Here is a 21,034-nt window from a genome sequence, read left to right as displayed (position 1 = left end):
CCGGAGAGGTTGCGCTATGGGTTTTACTTGGAAGGAACGGCTCCTTCGGGGATTTGGACGTTTTTGCCCTGCAGATGGCGGGCATTGAATGCGTTCATACGCTCGAAAAGCGGGCCGCTGAGGAAGACGTGGCCGCCATCGGTGCCGGTGAGAAGGGTGGAGGGGATGTGGTCCGCCTCTAGAGCGGCATCAAACTCCGTGGCCTGGGCGTAGGGAACGAGGGGGTCCTTGTCCCCATGGATGATGAGGAAGGGGGCGTCGTCCGGGGTGATGTAGGTGACGGGTGAGGCATTGCGTGCGACGTCCTGGCGGTCCTTGAGCGGGCCGCCAATGAGCTTGGCCATCGCGCCCTTGGGATCGTCAGGGTCGATGACGCTGCCTTTGCCACCGAAAGTGAGGAAATTGGACGGGCCGCAGAAGTCGAGCACGCAGGAGACGCGGCTGCTTTGGTCCAAATGTTGGCCGAGCGTGCCTTCGAGCTCCTTCACCCCGCCGGTGACGCCGAGCATGCTGACGAGGTGCCCGCCAGCGGAGATGCCAAAAACGGCGATTTTGTCCGGATCGAGGTTGTATTCCTGTGCATGGGCGCGCAGCCAGCGGATGGCGGCTTTGCAGTCATGAATCTGCGCGGGCCAAGGGGCCTGATCCGTGAGGCGGTAGTTGATGCTGGCCCCGGCGTAGGGCGTGCCGCCTTTGATGAGTTCCGCCAGCACATCCGCCTCGTCCTTGCTGCCAGTTTCCCAGCCGCCGCCGTGGATGTAAACGACCAGCGGGTGCGGTTTGTCTGCCTTGGCGTCAGGCAGGTAGAGGTCGAGCATTTGGCGCTGATTGCCTAAGCCGACGTAGTCGAGGTTCCGCACGGCATGGAAGCCGGCCGGGAGAGTCGAAGCGCCCTGACATTGGGTTAGAAGGGGAAAGCTGAGAGCTAGGAGGGCCAAATAGCGCATAATTTGGTCTCCTTTAGACCGGGGAAACTGGCAAAACAAGGCCGGTGAATGACTGCTGAGACAACTGCGTTGCCACCTTGACGCAAGCCTATCTAGAACTTACTGTCCTCACGATGAATTTCCACCCTCATGCTCACCTGTCAGTATTTCTGGCATGTGCCGTCTCATTTCTTGCTTTGACGACTGCATCTTCTGCGCTTTGGCCGTTTTCTGGCAAGAAGGATAAAGTGGTGCCTGTGAACAGCGAGCGTGAGTCGCAGGAGCTCGCCGCCTCCGCCATGCTGGCGCAAGCCCGTCAGGCGGAGAATGCAGGCAGAGTCGGTAAAGCCCAGGGCCTGTATCAGACTATTGTGAAGAGATACGCCTTCACCCCGAGCGCTGCGGAGGCTTCCTTCCAGAATGCCCTCATCATTCGCCAAAATGGCAAGATGGATGATGCATTTGACGCGTTCCAGACCTTCATTCTGTCCTACCGTGACAGCCCGCATTTCAGTGACGCCATTGAGAAACAGTATGAGATCGCCGAAGAGGCCAAAGGCGGCAAAAAGCAGCGTGGGATGCTGCTGATTAGCATGAAGATGAACTCGTCTGAGGTGATTAAATTCTACGAGAAGATCATCAAGAATGCACCCTTTGGCAAATTTGCACCCCTTGCCCAATTTAGCATCGCAGAAATTCAGCAGGACCTGAAGGAGAAGGACAAGGCCGTCGAAGCCTATAATAAAGTGGTGGAAAACTACCCCAACTCGTCGCAGGCGGCTGAAGCCCAGTTCCGCATTGGGTCCATTAGCAACATTGCTGCTCAGCGCAGCGAAGACGCCTCCAACCTCCTGGCTGCACGTGATGCGCTGCGCACCTACATCGCCACCAATCCTGCTGGCGAGCGCAAACAGGAGACCGAGATGATCCTGAATCAGGTCAACACGGCGGAAGCCAACCAGTCTCTCAACGTGGCCAAGTACTACCAGCGTGTCGGTAAAACCCCGGCGGCAGCGATTTATCTCAATGAGGCGCTTAAGTTTGGTTCTCCAGAGGTTTCGGCAGAAGCGCGCACGATGCTGGCTGAGCTCGCCGCCGCTGATCCTGAGGGTGTGTCGAATGCCAAGAAAGGTCCGGGTCAGGACTACACGGCACTGACTGCGGGGAACTTGAAGACGCGTGATGATTATGTTGGCCCGCTGGCGCCGGAGCTGGCCCGCCTGAGCCAGAAGCCGAGAATGCGTACGGGTGACGAAGGGTTTGTGCCCATTCCTTTGCAGGAGCCGACGCTCCCGCTCCGTCCCGGAGCCGCTGCGCCTGGAGCTGGATCCTTGCTGCCACCCGTGCTTGATACTGAAAAGCCTGCATTGCTGCCGGTGCCGCCTTCCCCAAGTGCACCCTCCATGTTGCAGCCGTCTCCGAGTTCAACTTTGCCTGTGCCGCCCGCTCCTTCCACGTCGAAGCCTGCGTCATAATTCTTGCGCTGGCATGGCAGCACGCCATTACTCAGCAGGGTCACTTCTTTAACTATTTGGATGAATTCGCTTTTTCTTCTGCTGGCATCTGGCTGCCTCATGCTCTCCGGCTGTGCGGGCTACACCTTGGGTGCTCAAAAACCCACCCATCTTCGCGCCATTACCAAGATCGCGGTGCCGACTTTTGAAAATCTCACGCTGGAGCCCCGTATTGCCTCGCTCGTGACGAATGCGGTCATCAAACAGCTGCAAAACCACGGCTCGTATCAGATCGTCGCCAAAAGCGAAGCTGAAGCGGTCTTGAAAGGGCAACTTGCGAGCATCGACCGCACCCAGTTTCGTTCCGACCTTAATAACGTCCTGCGCACCTCGCAGATCATGGGATCATTGACCTGTCTGTTTAGCATCACGGAAGTGGCATCAGGAAAGGTGCTCCATGCTGGCAACGCCAGCGCTGATTCTTACATCATCCTTGAGGCGAATCTGCAGCTCTCGGAAACCCAGCTTATCGAGGATGCAGCCCAGCGTCTGGCCAACAATCTAGCGGATCAGATTTCCGAAGGCTGGTAACCCTCTGTCCGCACCATGTCGTCGGATCCGGATTCAGCCGCAGAACAGTTTGAAGGTGCAGATGATGCGTTGATTGAGCCGGTGGTGGCCACGGGTCGCTTGACTCCGGGCCTGCATCTGGTGGCCACGCCCATCGGCAACATGCGCGACATTACCCAGCGTGCGCTCGACACCCTGCGCATTGCGGACTTGGTGGCCTGCGAGGACACGCGCCATTCAGGCATGCTGCTGAAGCACCATGACATTCGTGCGCGACTCATCAGCCTCAATGAGCACAATGAAGCGCACCGTATTCCCCAGTTGCTTGAGCACATGCGGCAGGGGGGCAGCGTGGCACTGATCTCAGATGCGGGCATGCCCACGGTGTCTGATCCCGGGCAGCGGCTGGTCGGGGCCATGGTTGCGGCTGGTCTGCATGTGGAGGGTATCCCTGGCCCCAGCGCCGTCATCACCGCGCTTGCTGCGTCTGGACTGCCCACGACTCCCTTCTATTTTGGCGGCTTTCTCCCTCACAAAAAAGGTGCGCGTGCTACCGTGCTGACAGCCGCTTTGCAGCGTGACTGCACCAGCATTTTCTTCGAAAGTCCCTACCGTCTTGTCGATACGCTGGCCATCCTGGCCGAGGCTGCGCCTGAGCATCGGGTGGTCGTGGCACGGGAGTTGACGAAAAAGTTTGAGGAATTCAAACGTGGTCCGGCAAGCATCCTGCTATCTCATTACCAAACCAAAACGCCCAAAGGAGAAATCACTCTCCTCATCGCGCCGGTCGATCCACCCAAGTGGTTGACCTGGTAACCCCATTCACTACCCAGCACACTCATGGAAGCCCTCGCCAACTGCGCCGTTCTCAACACCACCGACAGTCTCAAGCTCTCGATCACCAATCACCTGCGGTTTACACTGGGAGCCTACATTCAATCGGCCAGTGAGAATGACTGGTATGTGGCCACCTCGCTGGCTGTGCGGGATCGCGTCATGGAGCGCGCCACGCAGTCGCGTCATCAGCATCGTTCGCAGGGCGTCAGGCGCGTGCACTATCTCTCGCTGGAGTATCTCATGGGCCGTCTGCTGGAAAACAACCTGCGTAATGCAGGCATCTACGACACCACCAAGCAGGCGCTGTCTGAGATGGGCAAAGATCTCGACGCCTTGGTGCAAAAGGAGCCTGACATGGGCCTTGGCAACGGCGGTCTGGGCCGTCTCGCCGCTTGTTTCATGGACTCCCTCAGCACCATGGATCTGCCCGCCATCGGGTATGGCATTCATTACGAGTTTGGTTTGTTCCGCCAGGAGTTCGTCAACGGCAAGCAGGTCGAGCATCCGGATGCCTGGATGCGCGATGGCAGCCCGTGGAAGATTGCGCGGCCGTCCTATCGTCAATCCGTCAAGCTTTACGGCCATGTCATTCAAAAATTCGACGAATTTGGCCAGCCACATCATGAGTGGGTCGAAACCAAATGCCTGCTCGGCCTGCCGTGGGATATTCCTATTGTCGGCTATGACAGCAACACTGTGAACGTGCTGCGTCTCTGGCAGGCCCAGGCGGATGAAGACTTCAACTTCAAGATCTTCAACGAAGGCAGCTACATCGAGGCCCTGCGTGAAAAGGCCATCGCTGAAACCGTTTCCAAGGTGCTCTACCCGAATGACGCCACCGAGAGCGGCAAGGAACTGCGCCTGGTGCAGCAGTACTTCTTTGTGGCCTGCTCCCTCGCTGATATTGTACGACGCTTCAAAGGCGGCTACGACTTGCCTTGGAGCGAGTTCCCCGCCAAGGCCGCCGTTCAGCTCAATGACACGCATCCCGCCGTCGCCATTCCTGAACTCATGCGCATCCTCGTGGATGAAGAGAAACTCGAATGGAGCCAGGCTTGGGACATCTGTCAGAAGACTTTCTCCTACACCAATCACACGCTGCTTCCCGAAGCACTGGAGACCTGGAGCGCGGCGTTGTTTGAGCGCGTTCTTCCGCGTCACCTGCAGATCATCTTTGAAATCAACAAGCGCTTCCTCGAAGGTGATGTTGAGAAACGCTGGCCTGGAGATGGAGAAAAGAAGCGCAGTCTGTCTCTCATCGAAGATCATGGAGGCAAACACGTCCGCATGGCGCATCTGTCCGTGCTCGGCAGCCATGCGACCAACGGTGTGGCCGCGCTGCATACGCGCCTTCTTTGCGAGCGGTTGTTCCCGGACTTTTTTGAGCTCTATCCAGACCGCTTCCTCAATCTGACCAACGGGGTCACCTTCCGCCGCTGGCTCGACGTGTGCAATCCGCAGCTCTCCGCCCTCATCACGGAATCCATTGGGGCTGGCTGGTTGAAGGACTCCACCAAGCTGATCGCGCTGGATCGCTTTGCCGATGACGCCTCCTTCAAGGAAAAATTTCAGGCCATCAAGCGTGGGCACAAGGTGCACCTGGCCAAGATCATTCAGGACACCTGTGGGGTCAGTGTCAGCCCGGATGCGTTGTTCGATGTCCAGATCAAACGTCTGCACGAATACAAGCGGCAGCATCTTAACCTGCTGCACATCGTCACCCTGTATCGCAAGATCATTGCCGATCCGAACTTCGACATGGCCCCCCGTGTCTTCATTTTCGGTGCCAAGGCTGCTCCCGGCTACTACCTCGCCAAGAACATCATCCACGCCATCAATGCCCTCGCAAACAAGGTCAATCACGACCCTCGGGTGAATGGCAAACTGAAGGTCATCTACATCCCGAACTACGGAGTCTCACTTGCGGAGCGCATCATTCCTGCGGCGGATCTTTCCGAGCAGATCTCGACTGCGGGCAAGGAAGCCTCCGGCACGGGAAACATGAAGCTCGCCCTCAACGGTGCGCTGACCATCGGCACGCTGGATGGTGCCAATGTCGAAATTCTTGAAGAGGTGGGTCCGGACAATATCTTCATCTTCGGCATGACCGTCGAGCAAGTCACCGAGCTCTACGCCAAGGGCTATAATCCCTGGGACTTCTACCACGCCAGTGAAGAGCTGCGTCTCAGCATCGACTGGCTGGCATCTGACTATTTCACCGGCAACCAGGATGAATTCAAACCGCTGCGCGACAGCCTGCTGACCCATGGCGATCCCTTCCTCGTCATGGCTGATTACGACGCATACGCCGCCTGTCAGGCCGAAGTGGACAAGGCTTACCGCGACCAGCCCCTCTGGCAGAAGATGGCCATTCACAACACCGCCCGCATGGGCAAGTTCAGCAGCGACCGCACCATCCTCGAATACGCCAAAAAAGTCTGGAACCTCCCCCAGATCAGCGTCTGAAGAGATTGCTTGCCCGACGCGCCTTGTCTTCAAGGCGCTTGGGCATCACTTCTTCAGGCTTCACCTGATCAACAGCTGAAGCCTTACATTGCTTCATGCACCGCTTTGGCAGCGCGTGCGTAAGCTCCGCTGCTGCCGAGAGTGGCGACGACCTCCGCAAGCTCCTCTTGCAGTTGCTCGCGCTTGGCTGCGTTGTTGAGCAGTTCGAGGGTGGCTTGGGCGAGCGTTTCCGCGCTGAGGTCTCCCTGCACGAGTTCTTTCACCACTTCACGTTTGGCGAGGATGTTGACGATGCCTAGGTGCTTGATACGCACCACCAGCTTGGCGATGACGTAGGTGGGCCAGCTCACGTTGTAGATCAGCGTGTAGGGCATGCCAAAGCAGGCGGCTTCCAGTGTGGCGGTTCCTGAGGCGACGGCTCCGGCTTGAGCACGCTGCATCAGATCATAGACGGTGCCGGTTTCGATCCAGCGCTTCGCCTCGGGCATGCCGTGCTCGTCGGTCATGTTGCGCATGAATCCTGCCAGCGTTTCATTGGCTGCCGAAACGACAAAGCGGGCATTGGGCATGGCTGCCTTGATGATCTTGGCCGCGTCCATCATGATGGGAAACAAACGGCGCACTTCGTTGTGGCGGCTGCCGGGGAACCAGCCAACGAATCCGGGTTCGCGCTTCCATTCGCGTTTCAGCGTCACCACTCGGTCGACCATGGGGTGGCCGCTGAATTCGGTGGGCAGTCCGCTCTTCTCATAGAAGTCTTTTTCGAAGGGGAAGATGCAGATCATGAGATCGAGCACCTGCGCCATGGTCTTCACGCGGCCTTTCTTCCAAGCCCAGACCTGCGGACTGATGTAGTACAGAATGCGCCCCTTGTATCCGGCGGTGCGCAGGCTTTTGGCCAGGCGCAGATTGAATCCGGGATAATCCACGAGGATCACCGCTTCGGGTTTTTGATCGAGGATGGAGGCCAGCACGGCATCCATCTTCTCTTTGAAATAGCGGTACATCTTCACGACTTCCCACAGTCCGACGACGCCGGCGGTTTCGACCCAGTCCTCAATGCCTGCACCGCCGGCTTCCCGCATTTTCGGGCCGCCGAGGCCGATGACCTTCATGTCGGGCTCAAGGGTTCTCAATTCACGCAGGAGTCCCGCTGCATGGGTGTCGCCGCTGATCTCGCCTGCGATGATAAAAATCCGGTTCATGACGCGCCTAGAGCGGCGTTCTTTTCGATTTGATCCGTGATTTCCAATGCGATGCGCACGGCTTCGGCGCCTTCCTGGCCGGTGACGACCGGGCGGCGACCATGGCGGGCGCATTCGACGAAGGCGGTGAGCTCAAGTTTCAGCGGTTCATCCTTTTCCACTTCAACCGCTTCGCGCACGATCTGCATGCCGTCTTTGCGATAGATCCAGCCGCTCTGCTCCTGGTAATCCAGGCTTAGATAGCTCTCGCTCTGGAAGACGCGGATCTTGCGCATCTTCTCCGGGCTGATGCGGCTGGCGGTGATGTTGGCGATGCAGCCGTTGGCGAACTTGAGGCGCGCATTGGCGATGTCTTCGCGCTTGGTCAGCACGGGGATGCCGACGGCATCGATCTGAATGAGTTCAGATTTCACCAAGTGCAGTACGATTTCGATGTCGTGGATCATCAGATCCAGCACCACACCAATATCGATGCTGCGGTTCGGGAAGGGTGAGAGACGATGGGCTTCGATGAACTTCGGGTTGTCCATGCGCTGCTCAAGCTGCAGCAGCACCGGATTGAAGCGTTCGATGTGTCCCACTTGCAGGATCACACTTTTGTCCTTGGCGAGTTCGATCAAGGCCTGTGCTTCCGCGTAGGATTCGCTGATGGGCTTTTCCACGAGCACATGGACGCCGGCGTTCATGAGCGGTTCGGCGACTTTGCGGTGGAAGATGGTTGGCACGGCCACGGTGGCGGCATCCACCCGGCTGGCGAAGTCCGCGAGATCGCTGGCGGCCTGCGTGCCATACTGCGCTGCGAATTCTGCCGCACGTGCAGGATCGGCATCATACACCGCAGCAAAGGTGATCGCGCCTTCGCTTTTCGCGGCGATCTCCGCCATGATGCGTGCGTGGTTTTTGCCAATGGCGCCGACTCCGGCGACTCCGATGCGGAAAGGGGAACTCATGATGAGGTGTGAAAAAAGGGAAGGTTAGAATTTGCCAGGGAACTTCATGCCGGGTGGGAGCTTGGGCATTTTGCCACCGCCGCCACCTCCGAGCATTCCACCCAGACCTCCGAGTCCTCCCATCCCGCCACCTGCGCCGCCGCCTCCCATCATGCCGCCCATCATCTGGGCCATCATGCCCTTGTTGCTCATGAGCTTTTTCATCATTTCGAACTGCTTGAGGAGCTGGTTCATTTCCATCACGGGACGTCCTGCTCCGTTGCAGATGCGTTTGCGGCGCTGGCCGTTGATGATTTCCGGGCGCTGGCGTTCCTTGGGCGTCATCGAAAGGATGAGGGCCTCGACGTGTTTCATGCGGTCGTCAGCATCGGGGCCGACCATGTCCTTCATCTTGCCCATGCCGGGGAGCATGCCGAGGATGCCGCCGATGGGCCCGAGCTTCTTCATCATGCGCATTTGCGCGAGCATGTCGGTGAAATCGAACTTGTTCGACTGCATGCGGGCGGCCAGTTTCATGGCCTCCTTCTCGTCGATCTCTTCGGCGGCTTTCTCCACCAGGCCCACGACGTCTCCCATGCCGAGGATGCGCTGCGCCATGCGGTCGGGATGGAAAATTTCGAGCTGCTCGATCTTTTCACCCACGCCGAGGAACTTGACGGCACAGCCGGTGACCTGGCGCATCGACAGGAGGGCACCCCCACGGGCGTCGCCATCGAGCTTGGTCATGATCAGGCCCGTGATGCCGACGGCGGCATTGAATTTTTGCGCCACGCTCACGGCCTGCTGACCTGTGGCAGCGTCTGCCACCAGCAGGACTTCATTCGGCTCCACCACGGCGCGCACGCGCTTGAGTTCCGCGAGCAGGTCTTCATCGAGATCCTGACGACCGGCGGTGTCGAAGATGGCGACTCCGCTGCCTTGTTCCTTGAGCCAGACCATGGCGGCCTTGGCGGCCTTCACCGGATCTGTTTCACCTTCTGCAGGTGCAAACACGGGCACATTGAGCTGCTGGCCGAGCACCTGCAACTGCTTGATGGCGGCGGGGCGGTAGAGATCCAGCGCGAGGAGCAATGGGCGGCGGCCCTGTTTTTTGAGCCAGTTGGCCAGCTTGGCGGAGGTCGTCGTTTTACCGGCACCATTGAGGCCGGTCACAAGAATGCGCTGCGGGGGATCGACGTTCAGCGCGCTAGCATCGCTGCCCAGCAGCTTGACCAGCTCATCATGGAAAATTTTGACGATCTGCTGCCCGGGGGAAACCTTGAGCAGTACTTCTGCGCCGATCGACTGTTTGCTGACGGTCTCGACGAGATCTTTGGCGACCTTGAAGTCCACGTCTGCTTCGAGCAGGGCCATGCGGATTTCCTGCATGGCGTCCGTGACGTTGGATTCACTGATGCGGGCCTGGCCGCGCAGTTTCTTAAAGGCACTTTCGAGTTTTTCAGAGAGAGCGGAGAACATCGGGAGAAAGAATAGAGCCTAGGATAGTCGGCAGCAGGCCACTGAAGGCAACTGCGAAGGCGGGACGAATCAAGGCGGTGAAATGAAGGCTAGGGAGGGGGCATGTAAGCCGACTCAAGGTCGATCTTGAAGCGCCAGCTCACGACTTCGGGGGGCTGGGTGGCATCACGCTGAAAGCTGAGGCTGAGAGCGCAATCTTCCCGGCGCAGTTTGTAGGGGAACTGAAAGCGTACGACCATGGTGGCCGGGTCATAATCCACGGGCACGGTGCCGAGGCCGGCGATGCGCAGCTTGATGCTCTCCGGCATGATGGTGCCGATTTTTTTCAAATCAGCCTCGATCAGGGGGCGGCGATCGGTGATGACGGCATCCGGCTTGGGCTTGAACTGGATGAGCTGTTCGCCCTGGTCGTTTTTGGCGTCAGCGACGAGGAACTTATTGGAACCCACATCACCGCGACCGCGGAAGCTGGTGGCGAGCTTGAAATTGATGTCGTTGTCACCATGAACAATGTAGCGGCCAAGCTTCCCGTTTGGGGTGTCCCAGCTGACTTTCTGGCCGTTGACAGTGACGAGAGATTCGTAGCCGATTTGCAGTCCTGTCTCCATGATGGCATCGTCGAAACTGCCATAGGGATAGGCGAAGGAGAGGCATTTGATGTGCAGGTTTTGCTCCAAAAACTCGCGCGAGTCCTTGAGCTCACGCAAGACCCACTGCTGCTTATCAGCATCCGTCTTCAAGTTCTTTGGCGGGGTCTTGAGGCTGGCATGGGAGACACTGTGACTGCCGACTTCACAGCCGTGCTGCATCATCTCTTTGATCTGCTCCCAGCTCATCGAACGGCCAGCACCGCCGATATAGTTTTTGTAGAGGTAGATGGTGAAGGGGAAGCCGAACTCACGCAGCACCGGATAGGCATAGGTGTGCACACCCTCCCAGCCGTCATCCATGGTGATGACGATGGCTTCTTCGGGGATATTCTTCTCGCCACGCTTCCATGCCATCATTTCGCTGAATGAAATGACAGGGATCTTGGAGTCCTTGATGGCCTGCATCTGCGCCCGGAACTTGGGCTCGGCTATCAGCATGGGGCTGCCGCCGCGATCTTTGAAATCATGGTAGCCAAGGATGGAGACGACGGAGGATTTGTTGAGTTCAAAGGCAGGGCCTGCCGGGATTTCCGGCACAGGTGCCGCTGCCGCCAGCAGGGCGGTCTCCTGCAATTTCTTTTCGATCGCCTGTTCTTCGGGCGTCAGCGCAGGCTCCTCGGGGGTGGGTGAAGGCGGTTTCGGGGTCACGCCGCTTTGCTCGGCAAGGCGTTGCAGTTTGGCCTCGATTCGCTTGCAGGAAGGCAGTGTGCCTAAAGCGAGGACAACAAATATAAACGGAAGGACAAAACGCATGGCGCTAGGGATTGAGGGCGGGAGGTTTTGGCCGGGTGATGAGCAGGCTTTTCACGATGAGTTGCGGGCTGACTTTGTCACCGGCGCTGAGGCGCAGTGTCTCGCCGCGAAGATCACTGGTCAAGGTGAGGCTGCCGAGTCTCAGGATGCGGAAAGACTGGGCATCTTTGGTTGCACGCTCGACAGCCAGTTCTTTTTCGAGTGTCTGGCCGTTGCATTCGATCACGATTGTCAGCGGTTCCGTTAGTTCCGGACAGGCGTAATGCAGCAAGATGTCATACGTGCCAGCAGCGATGAATTCGATGCGCCACTCGATCTCACCGATGGTGGCGGTTTGCGCATCTGCCGGAGCTTTGGGTGTGACCTTCTGTGCTAGTGCGGGTGACAGCGCGATGAGGGCTTGTTTTTGCTCGATGGGCACCGGGGCTGGCATGGGGGCCGGCATGGGCATGGTGCCGGACTGCGCCTGCTGGGTGGCGATCAAATCCAGCACCCCGCCTGCACTGATGATTTGCTGGATGCGGGCGATTTCTGCGGTGTAGGGAGACTTGTCGGTGGCGGTGGCGGCCTGCCGTTGCAATTCGATGAGATACTTGCCAAGCAGAGGAATATGCCGTGCGCTCAGCTCCTTCTGGTAGATGCCCTCCATCTGCTCCAGGCGTGCACCCGCAGCAGGGGCGGCGGGGGCGGCGGGAGAAGGCGCGGGCTGCTGGGCTGTGGTAAGGCCAGCAAGCAGCAGCAGGCCTGCGGTGATCATAAGCAGGTGCTTCATGGTGCCTTCCCTTCATGACTCTCAGCGGAGAGCGCCCATGCGCCGGGCGCTGGCCGGCGTTTTTTGGCGGTGTTTTCAATGGCGCTCAGCGTGGAGAGAAAGGCACGCTCCATGGCGTTGTGCTGTTTCTCACGCGCAGGCGCCACCACGGCTGCCAGCCCGTGATTGACGAGCACGTTTTGATACAGGCCCACATTCGGCAAAAACAGCAGCGCGGCCATGGTGCCGTCTTTGTCGGGATCCGGGCGGATCAGCAGGCGGAGGGGTTTGTCGCGCAGATAACTGGCGGTGAATTCGCGTGCGGCACGACCCACGGCTGGCACATCCTCATCCTCGATGTCGAAATGCTTGGCGAAGCGTTTCACTTCAGGTGCGGTGTTTTCCTCCAGCGGCGCGCAGTCGATCCACAGCAGACGCACCATCATTGTGCGACCTTCGTAAACCACCTTGAAGCGTTCGCCGGAGAGTGGCTCTTCATCCGCGAGGCGGGCATCGCTGATGCTTTCAAAGCCACTGAAACCACCGCCGGTCGTCGTGATCGCGTTGACGCCCGAGCGTCCTGCTTTTTGATCTTCCAAACGCTTCATTCGGCGGATTTCGGCATCGATCTGTCCTTTCAGCGCGGGCTTGGTCACTGCGAGATCATTTAAATCGTCGAGATACTTGGCGGCTGCGGCTGTCCTTGCGGTACCGATGGCGTCTTTCAGAGTCGTGCTGGCCATCTGCATCGCTGTGGTGGAGCCGCTCTGCGTGGGTGGGGGCGTGCTGGTGGCGGTGGCGTCTGTGACGGGGACCAGCCGTAGATTGCGGATGCGGATGATGTTGGCCGGATATCCATTCGCAGCGGTGAAGCGCAGCGTGGCAGGATTGCGGCTGAAGGTCAGCGGCCCCACACGCACCGTGGTGAACGTGGTTTCATCCGTGCTGCGGGTGATTTCAAAAGTGCGGTGATTTTCTGCGGCGATGCCCAGCAGCGTGACTTCATCAAATCCAAACAAGGCGGTCTGCTGCGGCTGGAACTTGGAAGAGGCATAGATGCTGCCTGCGACGGGGGCGTCACTCATGTTGGCTTCAAATTCGATGTGGTAGCTGCCCGGTGTGAGGCGGAAATTCAGCCACTCCGCCCCGCTGCCGTTGGAGCGCCAGCCGCCGAGTGTTTCGCCTGAGGCCTGGGCGGATCCCATCATTCGGGCCTGGGTGAGGGGCAGGGGCGTGGCGAGACTGGATGCTGTGCCGGCGTACAGCGCCTGCAATTGTTCGCGGCGCATGCGGATGGCGCGTGCCTCCTCATAGTCACCCGCCGTGGCGACTTCGGTTTCCACCTTTGCCAGCGCGCGTTCGTACTGCTGGGTGAGCAGTTGAGAATCCGCCATGACCTGGCGCATGAATGCCAAGCGTGTGACGGTGAGTGCGGCCGGCTCCTGGGCGGGTGTTTGCGCCAGCAATACCGCGCAGGCATGCAGAACGAAAATCAGGGCTGGCAGGGAGCGTTTCATCGGGTGGCTGGCACGAGTTCCACGGCCAGCAGTTGCATGAGATTGTCGGTGACCAGCGCCTGTGCAGAGAGTGTCAGCGTGCCTGAGCCATCGCTAATTTTGAGCGTGCCTGCGCTGCGCTCCTCCGGGCCCTTGAGCGTGGTTTCGATGTTCGTGGTGAGGGTGAAGCGCGCTTCTTTGATCAGCAGCCTGCCACCTTCCGCAGTACCACAGCGGTAACGCAGCATGACCTCATACCCCCCAGGGGGCAGCGCGGGCAGCTTCCAGGTGGCGGAGGCTCCGACCTTGGACCATCCGGTGATGGCACCGCCATCGAGCCGCAGATCGCTCAAAGTGGCAGCGTCGAGCGGGAGCTTGATGCGGTCCGGCAGCAGCGAGGTCTTGAGTGTCTGCTCGCGTGTTTGCAGCAGCAGCAGCTCCTTGTCCAGCCGGGCCAGTTCGTTTTGCAAACGCTTACGTTCATCGCGTGCGGTGATGGCGTCGTCGTAATCACGCTCGGCGGCGAACTGTTTTTCCAGTGTGCCCAGCGTGGTGATCTGCTCTTTGACCGGCGCGAGGCTCTCTTCGATCAGCTCGCGCTCGTAGCTCAGCCGCAGCAGTGCGATGTCAGAACTTGCCCCCGGATCATCCGTGCGCTTCTCCGCCATCGGGGCCGACATGGCAAGCCCCGCGCCAACGAGTGCGCAAGCGAGAACGAAACCGGATTTCAAATGGATGAGAGGAGGGGGTGAAATAAGCTGCCTCATGCTAGCCTGTGCGCACCGTGAAACAAGCCCGAACTCAACGTCTCGGCATAGGTGTTTTATTCATAGCGCGGTACGCATAAATTCAGGCTGGCGGGATGTGACAGCCTCTGTCAGCATGCGCGCATGCGCTCCCTCCTTGCACTACTTCTTCTCACCCGCATGGCATTCACGGCCGAGCCGGATTTTCCGCTCACCGAAGACTCCAAACCGCAGCCTAATGTGCCGAAGGGAACGATGCTGAAGGACAGCTACCTTGCGAAAGACGGCAGCGTCTTCCCCGGCACTGAGCGTGAATACCAGATCTATCTGCCCGCCGGTTTCGACAAAGCCAAGCCCGCAGCTTTCATGGTCTTTCAGGACGGCGTCATTTACCAGACTCCCGTCGTCTTTGACAATCTCATTGCCAAACAGGACATCCCGCCGCTGGTCGGCATTTTCATCAAGCCGGGCGTGGTGCCTGCGGCGAATGACAAGGCTCTGCCGCGCTTCAACCGCAGCTTCGAGTACGACAGCATCACGCCCACCTATTCACAGTTTCTCCTCGATGAGTTCCTGCCTGCCATCATGACGAAGCATGGCATCCAGTTGAGCACAGATCCGAATCAGGCTGCGATCTCAGGCAACAGCAGCGGCGGCATCTGCGCCTTCATGGTGGCGTGGCATCGCCCAGACCGCTTCCGCCGCGTCTTCACCGGGGTGGGCACCTATGTGGGCATTCATGGGGCCGATCAGCTGGCCGTTTTGGTGCGCAAGTTCGAGCCCAAGCCGCTGCGGGTGTTTCTGCAATCCGGCACGGGTGACAACAATCTCTACTGCGGGGACTGGTGGATGGCGAACCAGACGATGGAGCGCAGTCTCTCCTGGGCTGGGTATGACGTGAGCCACGCCTGGGGCGAGGGTGGCCACAACGCCAAGCATGCCTCCCAAATTTTCCCTGATGTCCTCCGCTGGCTCTGGCGCGACTGGAAGACGGACATGGAGATCAAAGCGAATGCGAAAAGTGAGTCGAAGTGGAAGGGCTATGAGGTGGTGGGGGAAGGGGAGTTGAGGTCGCTTCAAATGCCAGTGGATTCGAAGCTTGAAGGTCACGGATCCGATTTTCACCGTTTGGCTGCTGCTAAAGACGGGGCAGTATTCGTCATTGCTGAAAATTCGTCATCGCTCTGGACTGTTTCAGCTACAGGAAACGCCACGATCATGGCAAATAGAGTGCTCAATTCCCACATTCAATTTGATTTGGGAATCAACGCAGAAGGCCAGCCTGTGGCTCTCTTTGCGGGACCTGAAGGATTTCGCTATCTCAAAGCCCTAAATACCGATGACAAGAAGAGGCGGCCCCAGCGTTTCTCCGGTGTCTCGAGTTTTGTCATGCGAAGTGATGGCAAAACTCTTGTGAGCGTTGAAGATAATTTCGCTGAAGGTGATCCTTTCTCACCCCACAAAGGCGCAGGCATCTTCATTCTCCCTGAGAAAGAAGAACCCGGTGGCGCAGGCTCGTTTGTGCATGCTGATAGCGTGCGTGCATTTGAGAAGCTCTGTTTGTCGCCAGACCAAACTGTGATCTATGCGAGTCAGAAAGAGAGTGGTGTTATTTTTTCCGCCCAAGTGATCGATGTAGAAGCTCCTTCGGGTGGTGATTCGTTCGCTGCAAAACCTGACACGGCAGGCGTGCCCGCTATTCATGCGCTTGAGCCATTTGGTGACTTGGAGGAAATACGAGGGCAGCAACTTAAAGTTGGTGGCCTCTGTGTGGACACCAACGGCTGGCTCTACGTTGCCACCTTACTCGGCATCCAAGTGCTCGATCAAGCCGGTCGGGTGAATTTCATCATCCCGACACCCAAGCCCCCGCAAGACGTGTGCTTTGGTGGCAAAGATCTCGGCGAGCTGTTTATCGCCTGCGGTGACGCGATCTACAAACGCAAGACGACTGCCCACGGCATCGTCAGCGGTCAGATGGCTCCGATGACGCCACCGAAGCCGAAGCTCTGATTGCGAGCGTAAGGCGGCAGGTTCTCCTTTCATGGGGGACTGGGCGAAAAACTGGTGGTGAGTTACTTCCGCCTCAAGCACATGTAGGCATGACATCCTTCGATTCATTGCGCAGCCTCCTTCAGCGTCGCCTCGACCTCATCGCCGATCATGCGTTTCGGGATCGTGATGCGGCGGCACACTTGGAGGCGTTAAAGCAGGTCTCGGAGGAACTCGGGGCTGAGCATCTCAAACTGCGCGCACAGCTCCCGCCTCGGCTCAATCATTTCCTCACCCAGGCCAGTTATTCGAAAGCCTTGGAATATCTCGATAGCTCAGAGGGTTGAGTACGTTGAAGACGGTTCACCATGAACCGATTCTTTGCTCTCACGACTCTGTTGTGCCTCGCTTTCGCCGTCACGGCCAGCGCTGGCGACAAACCCAACATCATCTTCATTCTCTGCGATGATCTTGGTTATGGCGATGTGAAATGCCTCAACCCCGACGGTAAAATCGCCACACCGAGCTTTGACCGTCTCGCCAAGGAGGGCATGATTTTCACGGATGCGCATTCCGGGTCCAGCGTTTGCACGCCCACACGCTATGGCGTGATGACGGGTCGTTATGCCTGGCGCTCGAAGCTGCAAAGCGGCGTGCTCGGAGGACTGAGTCCGCGTTTGATCGAGCAGGGGAGACAGACTGTGGCAAGCATGCTCAAAGCTCAAGGCTACTCCACGCATTGTGTGGGCAAATGGCACATGGGCATGGATTGGGAGCGCACAGGCCCCACGGAGGAACTGAACATCGAAAAGGCCGAGCAGGTGAACAACGTGGACTACACCAAGCCCATCACCAACGGCCCGAATAGTGTCGGCTTCGATACCTACTTTGGCATCAGCGCCTCGCTGGATATGGTGCCGTATTGTTTCATCGAAAACGATCACGTGGTGGCCAATCCCACGGAGACAATGAAACTCGTCATGAACAAAGGCGGACCTGTGAGCTACACCCGCGAAGGCCCCGGCTCCCCCGGCTTCCGTGGCGAAGATGTGCTGCCCACCTTCACACGTGAGGCGAAAAAAGTCATCGCGGCGAAAGCAAAAGAAGGCGCGCCCTTCTTCCTCTACATGCCGCTGAACTCCCCCCACACACCTATCCTGCCCAGCGAAAAGTGGCAGGGCAAAAGTGGCATCAATGCTTACGCTGATTTTGTGATGGAAACGGACGATGCCATTGGTCAGATCATGCGCGCTACGGAAGAGGCAGGAATCGCGAAGGACACGCTCTTCATTGTCACCAGCGACAACGGTTGTTCCCCGAGCGCCGACTACCCCAAGCTGATCGCCGCAGGGCACAACCCCAGCTACAACATGCGCGGCCACAAGGCGGACATTTTTGACGGCGGTCACCGCGTGCCCTTTATTGTGCGCTGGCCTGCGAAGGTGAAGGGGGGGCAGACTTCTGCTCAAATCGTGTGTCTCACGGATTTTATGGCTACAGCTGCTGACGCCGTCGATGCAAAGCTGCCCGAGACCGCTGCCGAAGACAGCTTCAGCATTCTGCCCGCGCTGCTGGGTGAGTCCGGCAAGCCAGTGCGTCAGAGTGTGATCCACCACTCGATTAATGGTTCCTTTGCTTTGCGTGAAGGCGACTGGAAGCTCGAACTCTGCGCCGGTTCCGGCGGCTGGAGCGACCCACGGCCCGGCAGCCCTGGTGAAAAAGGCCTGCCCGACACGCAGCTCTACAACCTCAAGACAGACATCTCCGAGAAGGACAACGTGCAGGCCGGGCACCCTGAGATCGTCGCCAAGATGACCGCCGAACTTGAGCAGATCGTCACTAGCGGCCGCAGCTCTTCCGGCGCAGCGCAGCAGAACGCGGTGCCGGTCGTCCTCCGCAAGCCCACACCTGCCGCCAAGCCCAAAGGGAAGAAGAAAGTGAAGTGATCCACCGGCCCGCCTGCCGTGCTGAAATCGCGGCACTTTTTTTCGTGCTTTCCCAAACCTTCCCGCTAACCTCGCGACTCGCTTCCCAAACCAAGCAATTACCATGAGCTATTCCTCACCCAAACTTCACAATGCAATGTGGCCCGGACTCGTCGGCAAAGGCGATGGCGAAGGCCAGGAACCACCGATCAGCCTCGAAAAGATGCTGGACCTGACCGCCGCAGCCAATGTGAACGGCCAGAAGTTTGAAGGCATCGACTACTTCCTCTTCCTCCCGCACACCAATCCTGAGGCCAGTGATGACGAGATCAAGAAGATCGCCGATCTCATCGCCGGCAAGGGATTCAGCGTGGGCTCCCTCGTGGCTCCTGTGTGGCCCGGGACTGTCGGTGACTCCGCCATGGGCGACGACGCGCAGCAGGAGAAATTTCTCAGCGCTGTGAAAATGGCCTGCCGCATCGCCAAGATTTTCAACAACCACGGCGTGCGCAAATATGGCGTCATCCGCATCGACTCCGCTGAGTTCGGTGTGTCCAAGTGGCGTGAGAATTCGAAGGCTGGCACCGCCCGCATCGTGGACACCTTCAAGAAGGCAGCGCAGATCGCCGCGGACAGCGGTGAGCGTCTGGCCGCCGAAGGCGAAATCTGCTGGGCCGGTATGCACTCGTGGAAGGACATGCTCGACGTCCTCGAAGGCGTGGGCATGCCCAACGCGCTTGGCTTCCAGGCCGACCTCGCCCACACCTATCTCTACACCCTCGGCTACAATGCTCCTGAGCATGCTCTTCTCAAAGAAGGCTACAGCGAAGCTGAGTTCTGGGCCGCCTATGAGAAGATGACCGACGCGCTGCGCCCTTGGACCATCGACTTCCACGTCGCTCAAAACGACGGTACCGTGCACGGTGCTGGCGCGCACGACAAGACTGGCAAGCATTGCCGCGCTGACGATCCGAACGGCAAGCTCGACATCACCAAGGCCTCCGGCTACTGGCTCAAAGATGCCGCCGCCCGTGGCATCCAGCACATCTGCTGGGATGGTTGCATGTTCCCGAACGCCGTGCTCGAAACGCCGGACACCTGGAACAACATCCTCGCAGCGATGATCAAAGTCCGCGACGCCCACGGCTGGTAACAGCCCGTCCGTCAGATCGATTCTTCAGCGCCGCAGAGGAAACTCTGCGGCGTTTTCATTTCCGCCCATTTCGCATGCATCGTCTCCTTGTCTTGTTCGTGACGCTCGCCTCCTGTGCGCGCATGCCTGCTCCTGTGACGCTGCCCTCTGAAATCACGGCGGTCCTGCCGTCAAACTGCAGGCAGGTGCTCTACGTGACTGCGGTAGATCCGCAGGCGACGGCGGCGGAACTCAGAATGCTCGTGCGCACCCCGACCCATGACTGGCAGGCTACCGGCACCGCCATTCCAGTCCGCATCGGTCGCAACGGCATGGCATGGGGCCATGGCGAGTTCGGCCTGTCCGCTCCGGCTGGCTGGCGCATGAAAAAGGAAGGGGATAGCTGTGCTCCCGCCGGAGTCTTTCGCGTCACCCAGGCATTTGGCTCCGAGCCGTCGCATGCCTGGATCAAGCTGCCCTACATCCACTGCACCGAGCATCATTGGGGCATCGATGATGTTCGCTCGCAGCACTACAACCAGATCGTGGATGATCGCACAGTGACCCCTGATTGGACGGGTCCTGAAACCATGGTTCCCCGCATTGGCTGCTACAAACTGGGGGCTGTCATTGCGCACAATCCAGACAACCAACCGGGCCTTGGTTCCTGCATCTTCATGCACATCTGGCTGGGCGAAAACGTGCCTACGGCGGGCTGCACCGCCATGTCTGAGGCGAACCTGCGCAAGGTTCTCGCGTGGCTGGATCCTGCGACGGAGCCATGTCTCGTGCAAATGGTCCCGGGGCGCTGAAAAGGAAATGCCATAGCATATCTGGAGCTCCCCTCTTTTGAACTGCGGTGCGCAGAGAGGCGGGGAGGCTAGCCAGAATCGAAACCAACTCAGCGATGCTCAATCACATCGCTGCTTTTGAAGCGGACCTTGGGCAGCGCGGCATAGCGGTCATCTGCATGACGATAGCCTGCAGGACAGAGCACGGTCGTGGTAAATCCCTGAGCTTCGAGACCGAGAACTTCGTCGTATTTTGCGGGCACAAAACCCTCCATCGGGCAGGTGTCGATGCCTAGCAGAGCAGCCGCTGCCATGAACTGGCCGAGCGCGATGTAGGCCTGCATCATGGCCCACTCCTTGGTCATGTATCCCTGCTCCAGCGTGCCGGTGAGCATCTTGCGGAAGCCAACCAGTGCATCGGGCGTGCCGCCACGCACTTCGGCGATGCGCATGAGGTTGGCATCAATTTCGACTTCGGACATCGCGCGCTTCGTGGCCATGACGACCAAGTGCGAGCAGTCCACCACCTGGCGCTGACGCCATGAATGACCAATCAACTCCTCACGCAGTTCCTTGTCCTGAATGATGATGAATTTCCACGGCTGCAGACCGTAGCTCGATGGTGTGAGAACGAGCGACTCCTCCAGCGCAGCCCAAGTGTCAGCAGGGATCTTCTTTGTGGAATCGAAGACCTTGGTGGCGTAGCGCCAGTTGAGGGCGGAGAGGAGTTCTGCGGGGGTCATGCGGTGGAAGACTATGAAGTTACAAGTCTAAGGTTTAAAGTTTAAAGTTGGCTCGTTGACGGATGGTGGCGCGCGAACAAAATGCACCCATCACTCCGCAGATCGTGGCGTACGTATTGTAGTACCGGCTTCAGCCGGTTCTGAATTGCAGGCGCAGAAAGGAACGAGCAATACATGCACTCTGGTGCG

At 58.7% G+C, this 21,034-nt stretch carries 18 protein-coding genes; 9 read left to right on the top strand and 9 right to left on the bottom strand.

Features of this window, described 5'->3' with window-relative positions; genetic code table 11:
• Positions 1–23: 23 nt before the first annotated feature.
• On the bottom strand, positions 24–860 hold the full coding sequence (locus PSV43_RS09255; RefSeq protein ID WP_300196019.1) for an alpha/beta hydrolase: 837 nt from the start codon (positions 858–860) through the stop codon (positions 24–26).
• A 263-nt stretch (positions 861–1,123) separates the two neighbouring features.
• On the opposite strand from PSV43_RS09255, the gene PSV43_RS09250 reads away from it, so the two are divergent.
• The 4 genes from PSV43_RS09250 to PSV43_RS09235 are packed head-to-tail and all read left to right on the top strand — an operon-like array spanning position 1,124 to position 6,253.
• Positions 1,124–2,401: a tetratricopeptide repeat protein gene (locus PSV43_RS09250; RefSeq protein WP_300196016.1), complete on the top strand. Its 1,278-nt coding sequence runs from the start codon at positions 1,124–1,126 to the stop codon at positions 2,399–2,401.
• 60 nt (positions 2,402–2,461) lie between these two features.
• Complete coding sequence (gene lptE, locus PSV43_RS09245) at positions 2,462–2,971, top strand: LPS assembly lipoprotein LptE (protein ID WP_300196013.1); 510 nt, start codon at positions 2,462–2,464, stop codon at positions 2,969–2,971.
• Positions 2,972–2,986: 15 nt separating this feature from the next.
• A complete protein-coding gene (gene rsmI, locus PSV43_RS09240) occupies positions 2,987–3,766 on the top strand; it encodes a 16S rRNA (cytidine(1402)-2'-O)-methyltransferase (RefSeq protein ID WP_300196010.1) in 780 nt (259 codons plus the stop codon).
• Between the two features lie 24 nt (positions 3,767–3,790).
• Positions 3,791–6,253: a glycogen/starch/alpha-glucan phosphorylase gene (locus tag PSV43_RS09235; RefSeq protein ID WP_300196008.1), complete on the top strand. Its 2,463-nt coding sequence runs from the start codon at positions 3,791–3,793 to the stop codon at positions 6,251–6,253.
• Positions 6,254–6,336: 83 nt separating this feature from the next.
• Here PSV43_RS09235 and lpxB read toward each other — a convergent pair whose 3' ends face one another.
• The 7 genes from lpxB to PSV43_RS09200 form a co-directional block, all read right to left on the bottom strand.
• Positions 6,337–7,458, bottom strand: a complete 1,122-nt coding sequence (gene lpxB, locus PSV43_RS09230) for a lipid-A-disaccharide synthase (RefSeq protein ID WP_300196005.1) — start codon at positions 7,456–7,458, stop codon at positions 6,337–6,339.
• Positions 7,455–8,408 carry a Gfo/Idh/MocA family oxidoreductase gene (locus PSV43_RS09225; protein WP_300196002.1) on the bottom strand — a complete coding sequence of 318 codons (954 nt, stop codon included), beginning with the start codon at positions 8,406–8,408 and terminating at the stop codon, positions 7,455–7,457. The genes lpxB and PSV43_RS09225 overlap by 4 nt, the downstream gene beginning before the upstream one ends.
• A gap of 24 nt (positions 8,409–8,432) precedes the next feature.
• Entirely contained in the window at positions 8,433–9,866 is a 1,434-nt protein-coding gene (gene ffh / locus PSV43_RS09220) for a signal recognition particle protein (protein ID WP_300195999.1), read from the bottom strand.
• An 89-nt stretch (positions 9,867–9,955) separates the two neighbouring features.
• On the bottom strand, positions 9,956–11,269 hold the full coding sequence (locus tag PSV43_RS09215; protein ID WP_300195996.1) for a polysaccharide deacetylase family protein: 1,314 nt from the start codon (positions 11,267–11,269) through the stop codon (positions 9,956–9,958).
• 4 nt (positions 11,270–11,273) lie between these two features.
• Complete coding sequence (locus PSV43_RS09210) at positions 11,274–12,041, bottom strand: hypothetical protein (protein WP_300195993.1); 768 nt, start codon at positions 12,039–12,041, stop codon at positions 11,274–11,276.
• A complete protein-coding gene (locus PSV43_RS09205; RefSeq protein ID WP_300195990.1) occupies positions 12,038–13,537 on the bottom strand; it encodes a hypothetical protein in 1,500 nt (499 codons plus the stop codon). The genes PSV43_RS09210 and PSV43_RS09205 overlap by 4 nt, the downstream gene beginning before the upstream one ends.
• Positions 13,534–14,196, bottom strand: coding sequence for a hypothetical protein (locus PSV43_RS09200; RefSeq protein WP_300195987.1), 663 nt, complete (start codon positions 14,194–14,196; stop codon positions 13,534–13,536). Before PSV43_RS09200 ends, PSV43_RS09205 begins: the two co-directional genes overlap by 4 nt.
• Before the next feature lie 246 nt (positions 14,197–14,442).
• Here PSV43_RS09200 and PSV43_RS09195 point away from each other — a divergent pair, with 246 nt between their 5' ends.
• From PSV43_RS09195 to PSV43_RS09175, 5 genes are all read left to right on the top strand, one after another.
• Positions 14,443–16,275 (top strand): alpha/beta hydrolase-fold protein, encoded by a 1,833-nt coding sequence (locus PSV43_RS09195; RefSeq protein WP_300195984.1) that lies wholly within the window; start codon positions 14,443–14,445, stop codon positions 16,273–16,275.
• Positions 16,276–16,364: 89 nt separating this feature from the next.
• The gene (locus PSV43_RS09190; RefSeq protein WP_300195981.1) at positions 16,365–16,601 is read left to right on the top strand and encodes a hypothetical protein; all 237 of its coding nucleotides are present in this window, start codon (positions 16,365–16,367) and stop codon (positions 16,599–16,601) included.
• Positions 16,602–16,622: 21 nt separating this feature from the next.
• Positions 16,623–18,200, top strand: a complete 1,578-nt coding sequence (locus tag PSV43_RS09185; RefSeq protein ID WP_300195978.1) for an arylsulfatase — start codon at positions 16,623–16,625, stop codon at positions 18,198–18,200.
• 103 nt (positions 18,201–18,303) lie between these two features.
• Positions 18,304–19,332, top strand: a complete 1,029-nt coding sequence (locus PSV43_RS09180) for a TIM barrel protein (protein ID WP_300195975.1) — start codon at positions 18,304–18,306, stop codon at positions 19,330–19,332.
• Positions 19,333–19,406: 74 nt separating this feature from the next.
• A complete protein-coding gene (locus PSV43_RS09175) occupies positions 19,407–20,123 on the top strand; it encodes a L,D-transpeptidase family protein (RefSeq protein ID WP_300195972.1) in 717 nt (238 codons plus the stop codon).
• Between the two features lie 89 nt (positions 20,124–20,212).
• Here PSV43_RS09175 and PSV43_RS09170 read toward each other — a convergent pair whose 3' ends face one another.
• Complete coding sequence (locus PSV43_RS09170; RefSeq protein WP_300195969.1) at positions 20,213–20,845, bottom strand: NAD(P)H-dependent oxidoreductase; 633 nt, start codon at positions 20,843–20,845, stop codon at positions 20,213–20,215.
• Between the last annotated feature and the right edge of the window lie 189 nt (positions 20,846–21,034).

It is taken from the genome of Prosthecobacter sp., from assembly GCF_029946185.1.
GTDB lineage: Bacteria > Verrucomicrobiota > Verrucomicrobiia > Verrucomicrobiales > Verrucomicrobiaceae > Prosthecobacter.
Note: the sequence above shows the minus strand (reverse complement) of the source record. Positions and strands in the feature narration are given on the sequence as shown.

Bases quoted from the DNA above. Each gene is read 5' to 3' on its own strand.
- lptE (WP_300196013.1), top strand. From the start codon at position 2,462: ATGAATTCGCTTTTTCTTCTGCTGGCATCTGGCTGCCTCATGCTCTCC.
- rsmI (WP_300196010.1), top strand. From the start codon at position 2,987: ATGTCGTCGGATCCGGATTCAGCCGCAGAACAGTTTGAAGGTGCAGAT.
- PSV43_RS09235 (WP_300196008.1), top strand. From the start codon at position 3,791: ATGGAAGCCCTCGCCAACTGCGCCGTTCTCAACACCACCGACAGTCTC.
- lpxB (WP_300196005.1), bottom strand. From the start codon at position 7,458: ATGAACCGGATTTTTATCATCGCAGGCGAGATCAGCGGCGACACCCAT.
- PSV43_RS09225 (WP_300196002.1), bottom strand. From the start codon at position 8,408: ATGAGTTCCCCTTTCCGCATCGGAGTCGCCGGAGTCGGCGCCATTGGC.
- ffh (WP_300195999.1), bottom strand. From the start codon at position 9,866: ATGTTCTCCGCTCTCTCTGAAAAACTCGAAAGTGCCTTTAAGAAACTG.
- PSV43_RS09215 (WP_300195996.1), bottom strand. From the start codon at position 11,269: ATGCGTTTTGTCCTTCCGTTTATATTTGTTGTCCTCGCTTTAGGCACA.
- PSV43_RS09210 (WP_300195993.1), bottom strand. From the start codon at position 12,041: ATGAAGCACCTGCTTATGATCACCGCAGGCCTGCTGCTGCTTGCTGGC.
- PSV43_RS09205 (WP_300195990.1), bottom strand. From the start codon at position 13,537: ATGAAACGCTCCCTGCCAGCCCTGATTTTCGTTCTGCATGCCTGCGCG.
- PSV43_RS09200 (WP_300195987.1), bottom strand. From the start codon at position 14,196: ATGTCGGCCCCGATGGCGGAGAAGCGCACGGATGATCCGGGGGCAAGT.
- PSV43_RS09195 (WP_300195984.1), top strand. From the start codon at position 14,443: ATGGCATTCACGGCCGAGCCGGATTTTCCGCTCACCGAAGACTCCAAA.
- PSV43_RS09190 (WP_300195981.1), top strand. From the start codon at position 16,365: ATGACATCCTTCGATTCATTGCGCAGCCTCCTTCAGCGTCGCCTCGAC.
- PSV43_RS09185 (WP_300195978.1), top strand. From the start codon at position 16,623: ATGAACCGATTCTTTGCTCTCACGACTCTGTTGTGCCTCGCTTTCGCC.
- PSV43_RS09180 (WP_300195975.1), top strand. From the start codon at position 18,304: ATGAGCTATTCCTCACCCAAACTTCACAATGCAATGTGGCCCGGACTC.
- PSV43_RS09175 (WP_300195972.1), top strand. From the start codon at position 19,407: ATGCATCGTCTCCTTGTCTTGTTCGTGACGCTCGCCTCCTGTGCGCGC.
- PSV43_RS09170 (WP_300195969.1), bottom strand. From the start codon at position 20,845: ATGACCCCCGCAGAACTCCTCTCCGCCCTCAACTGGCGCTACGCCACC.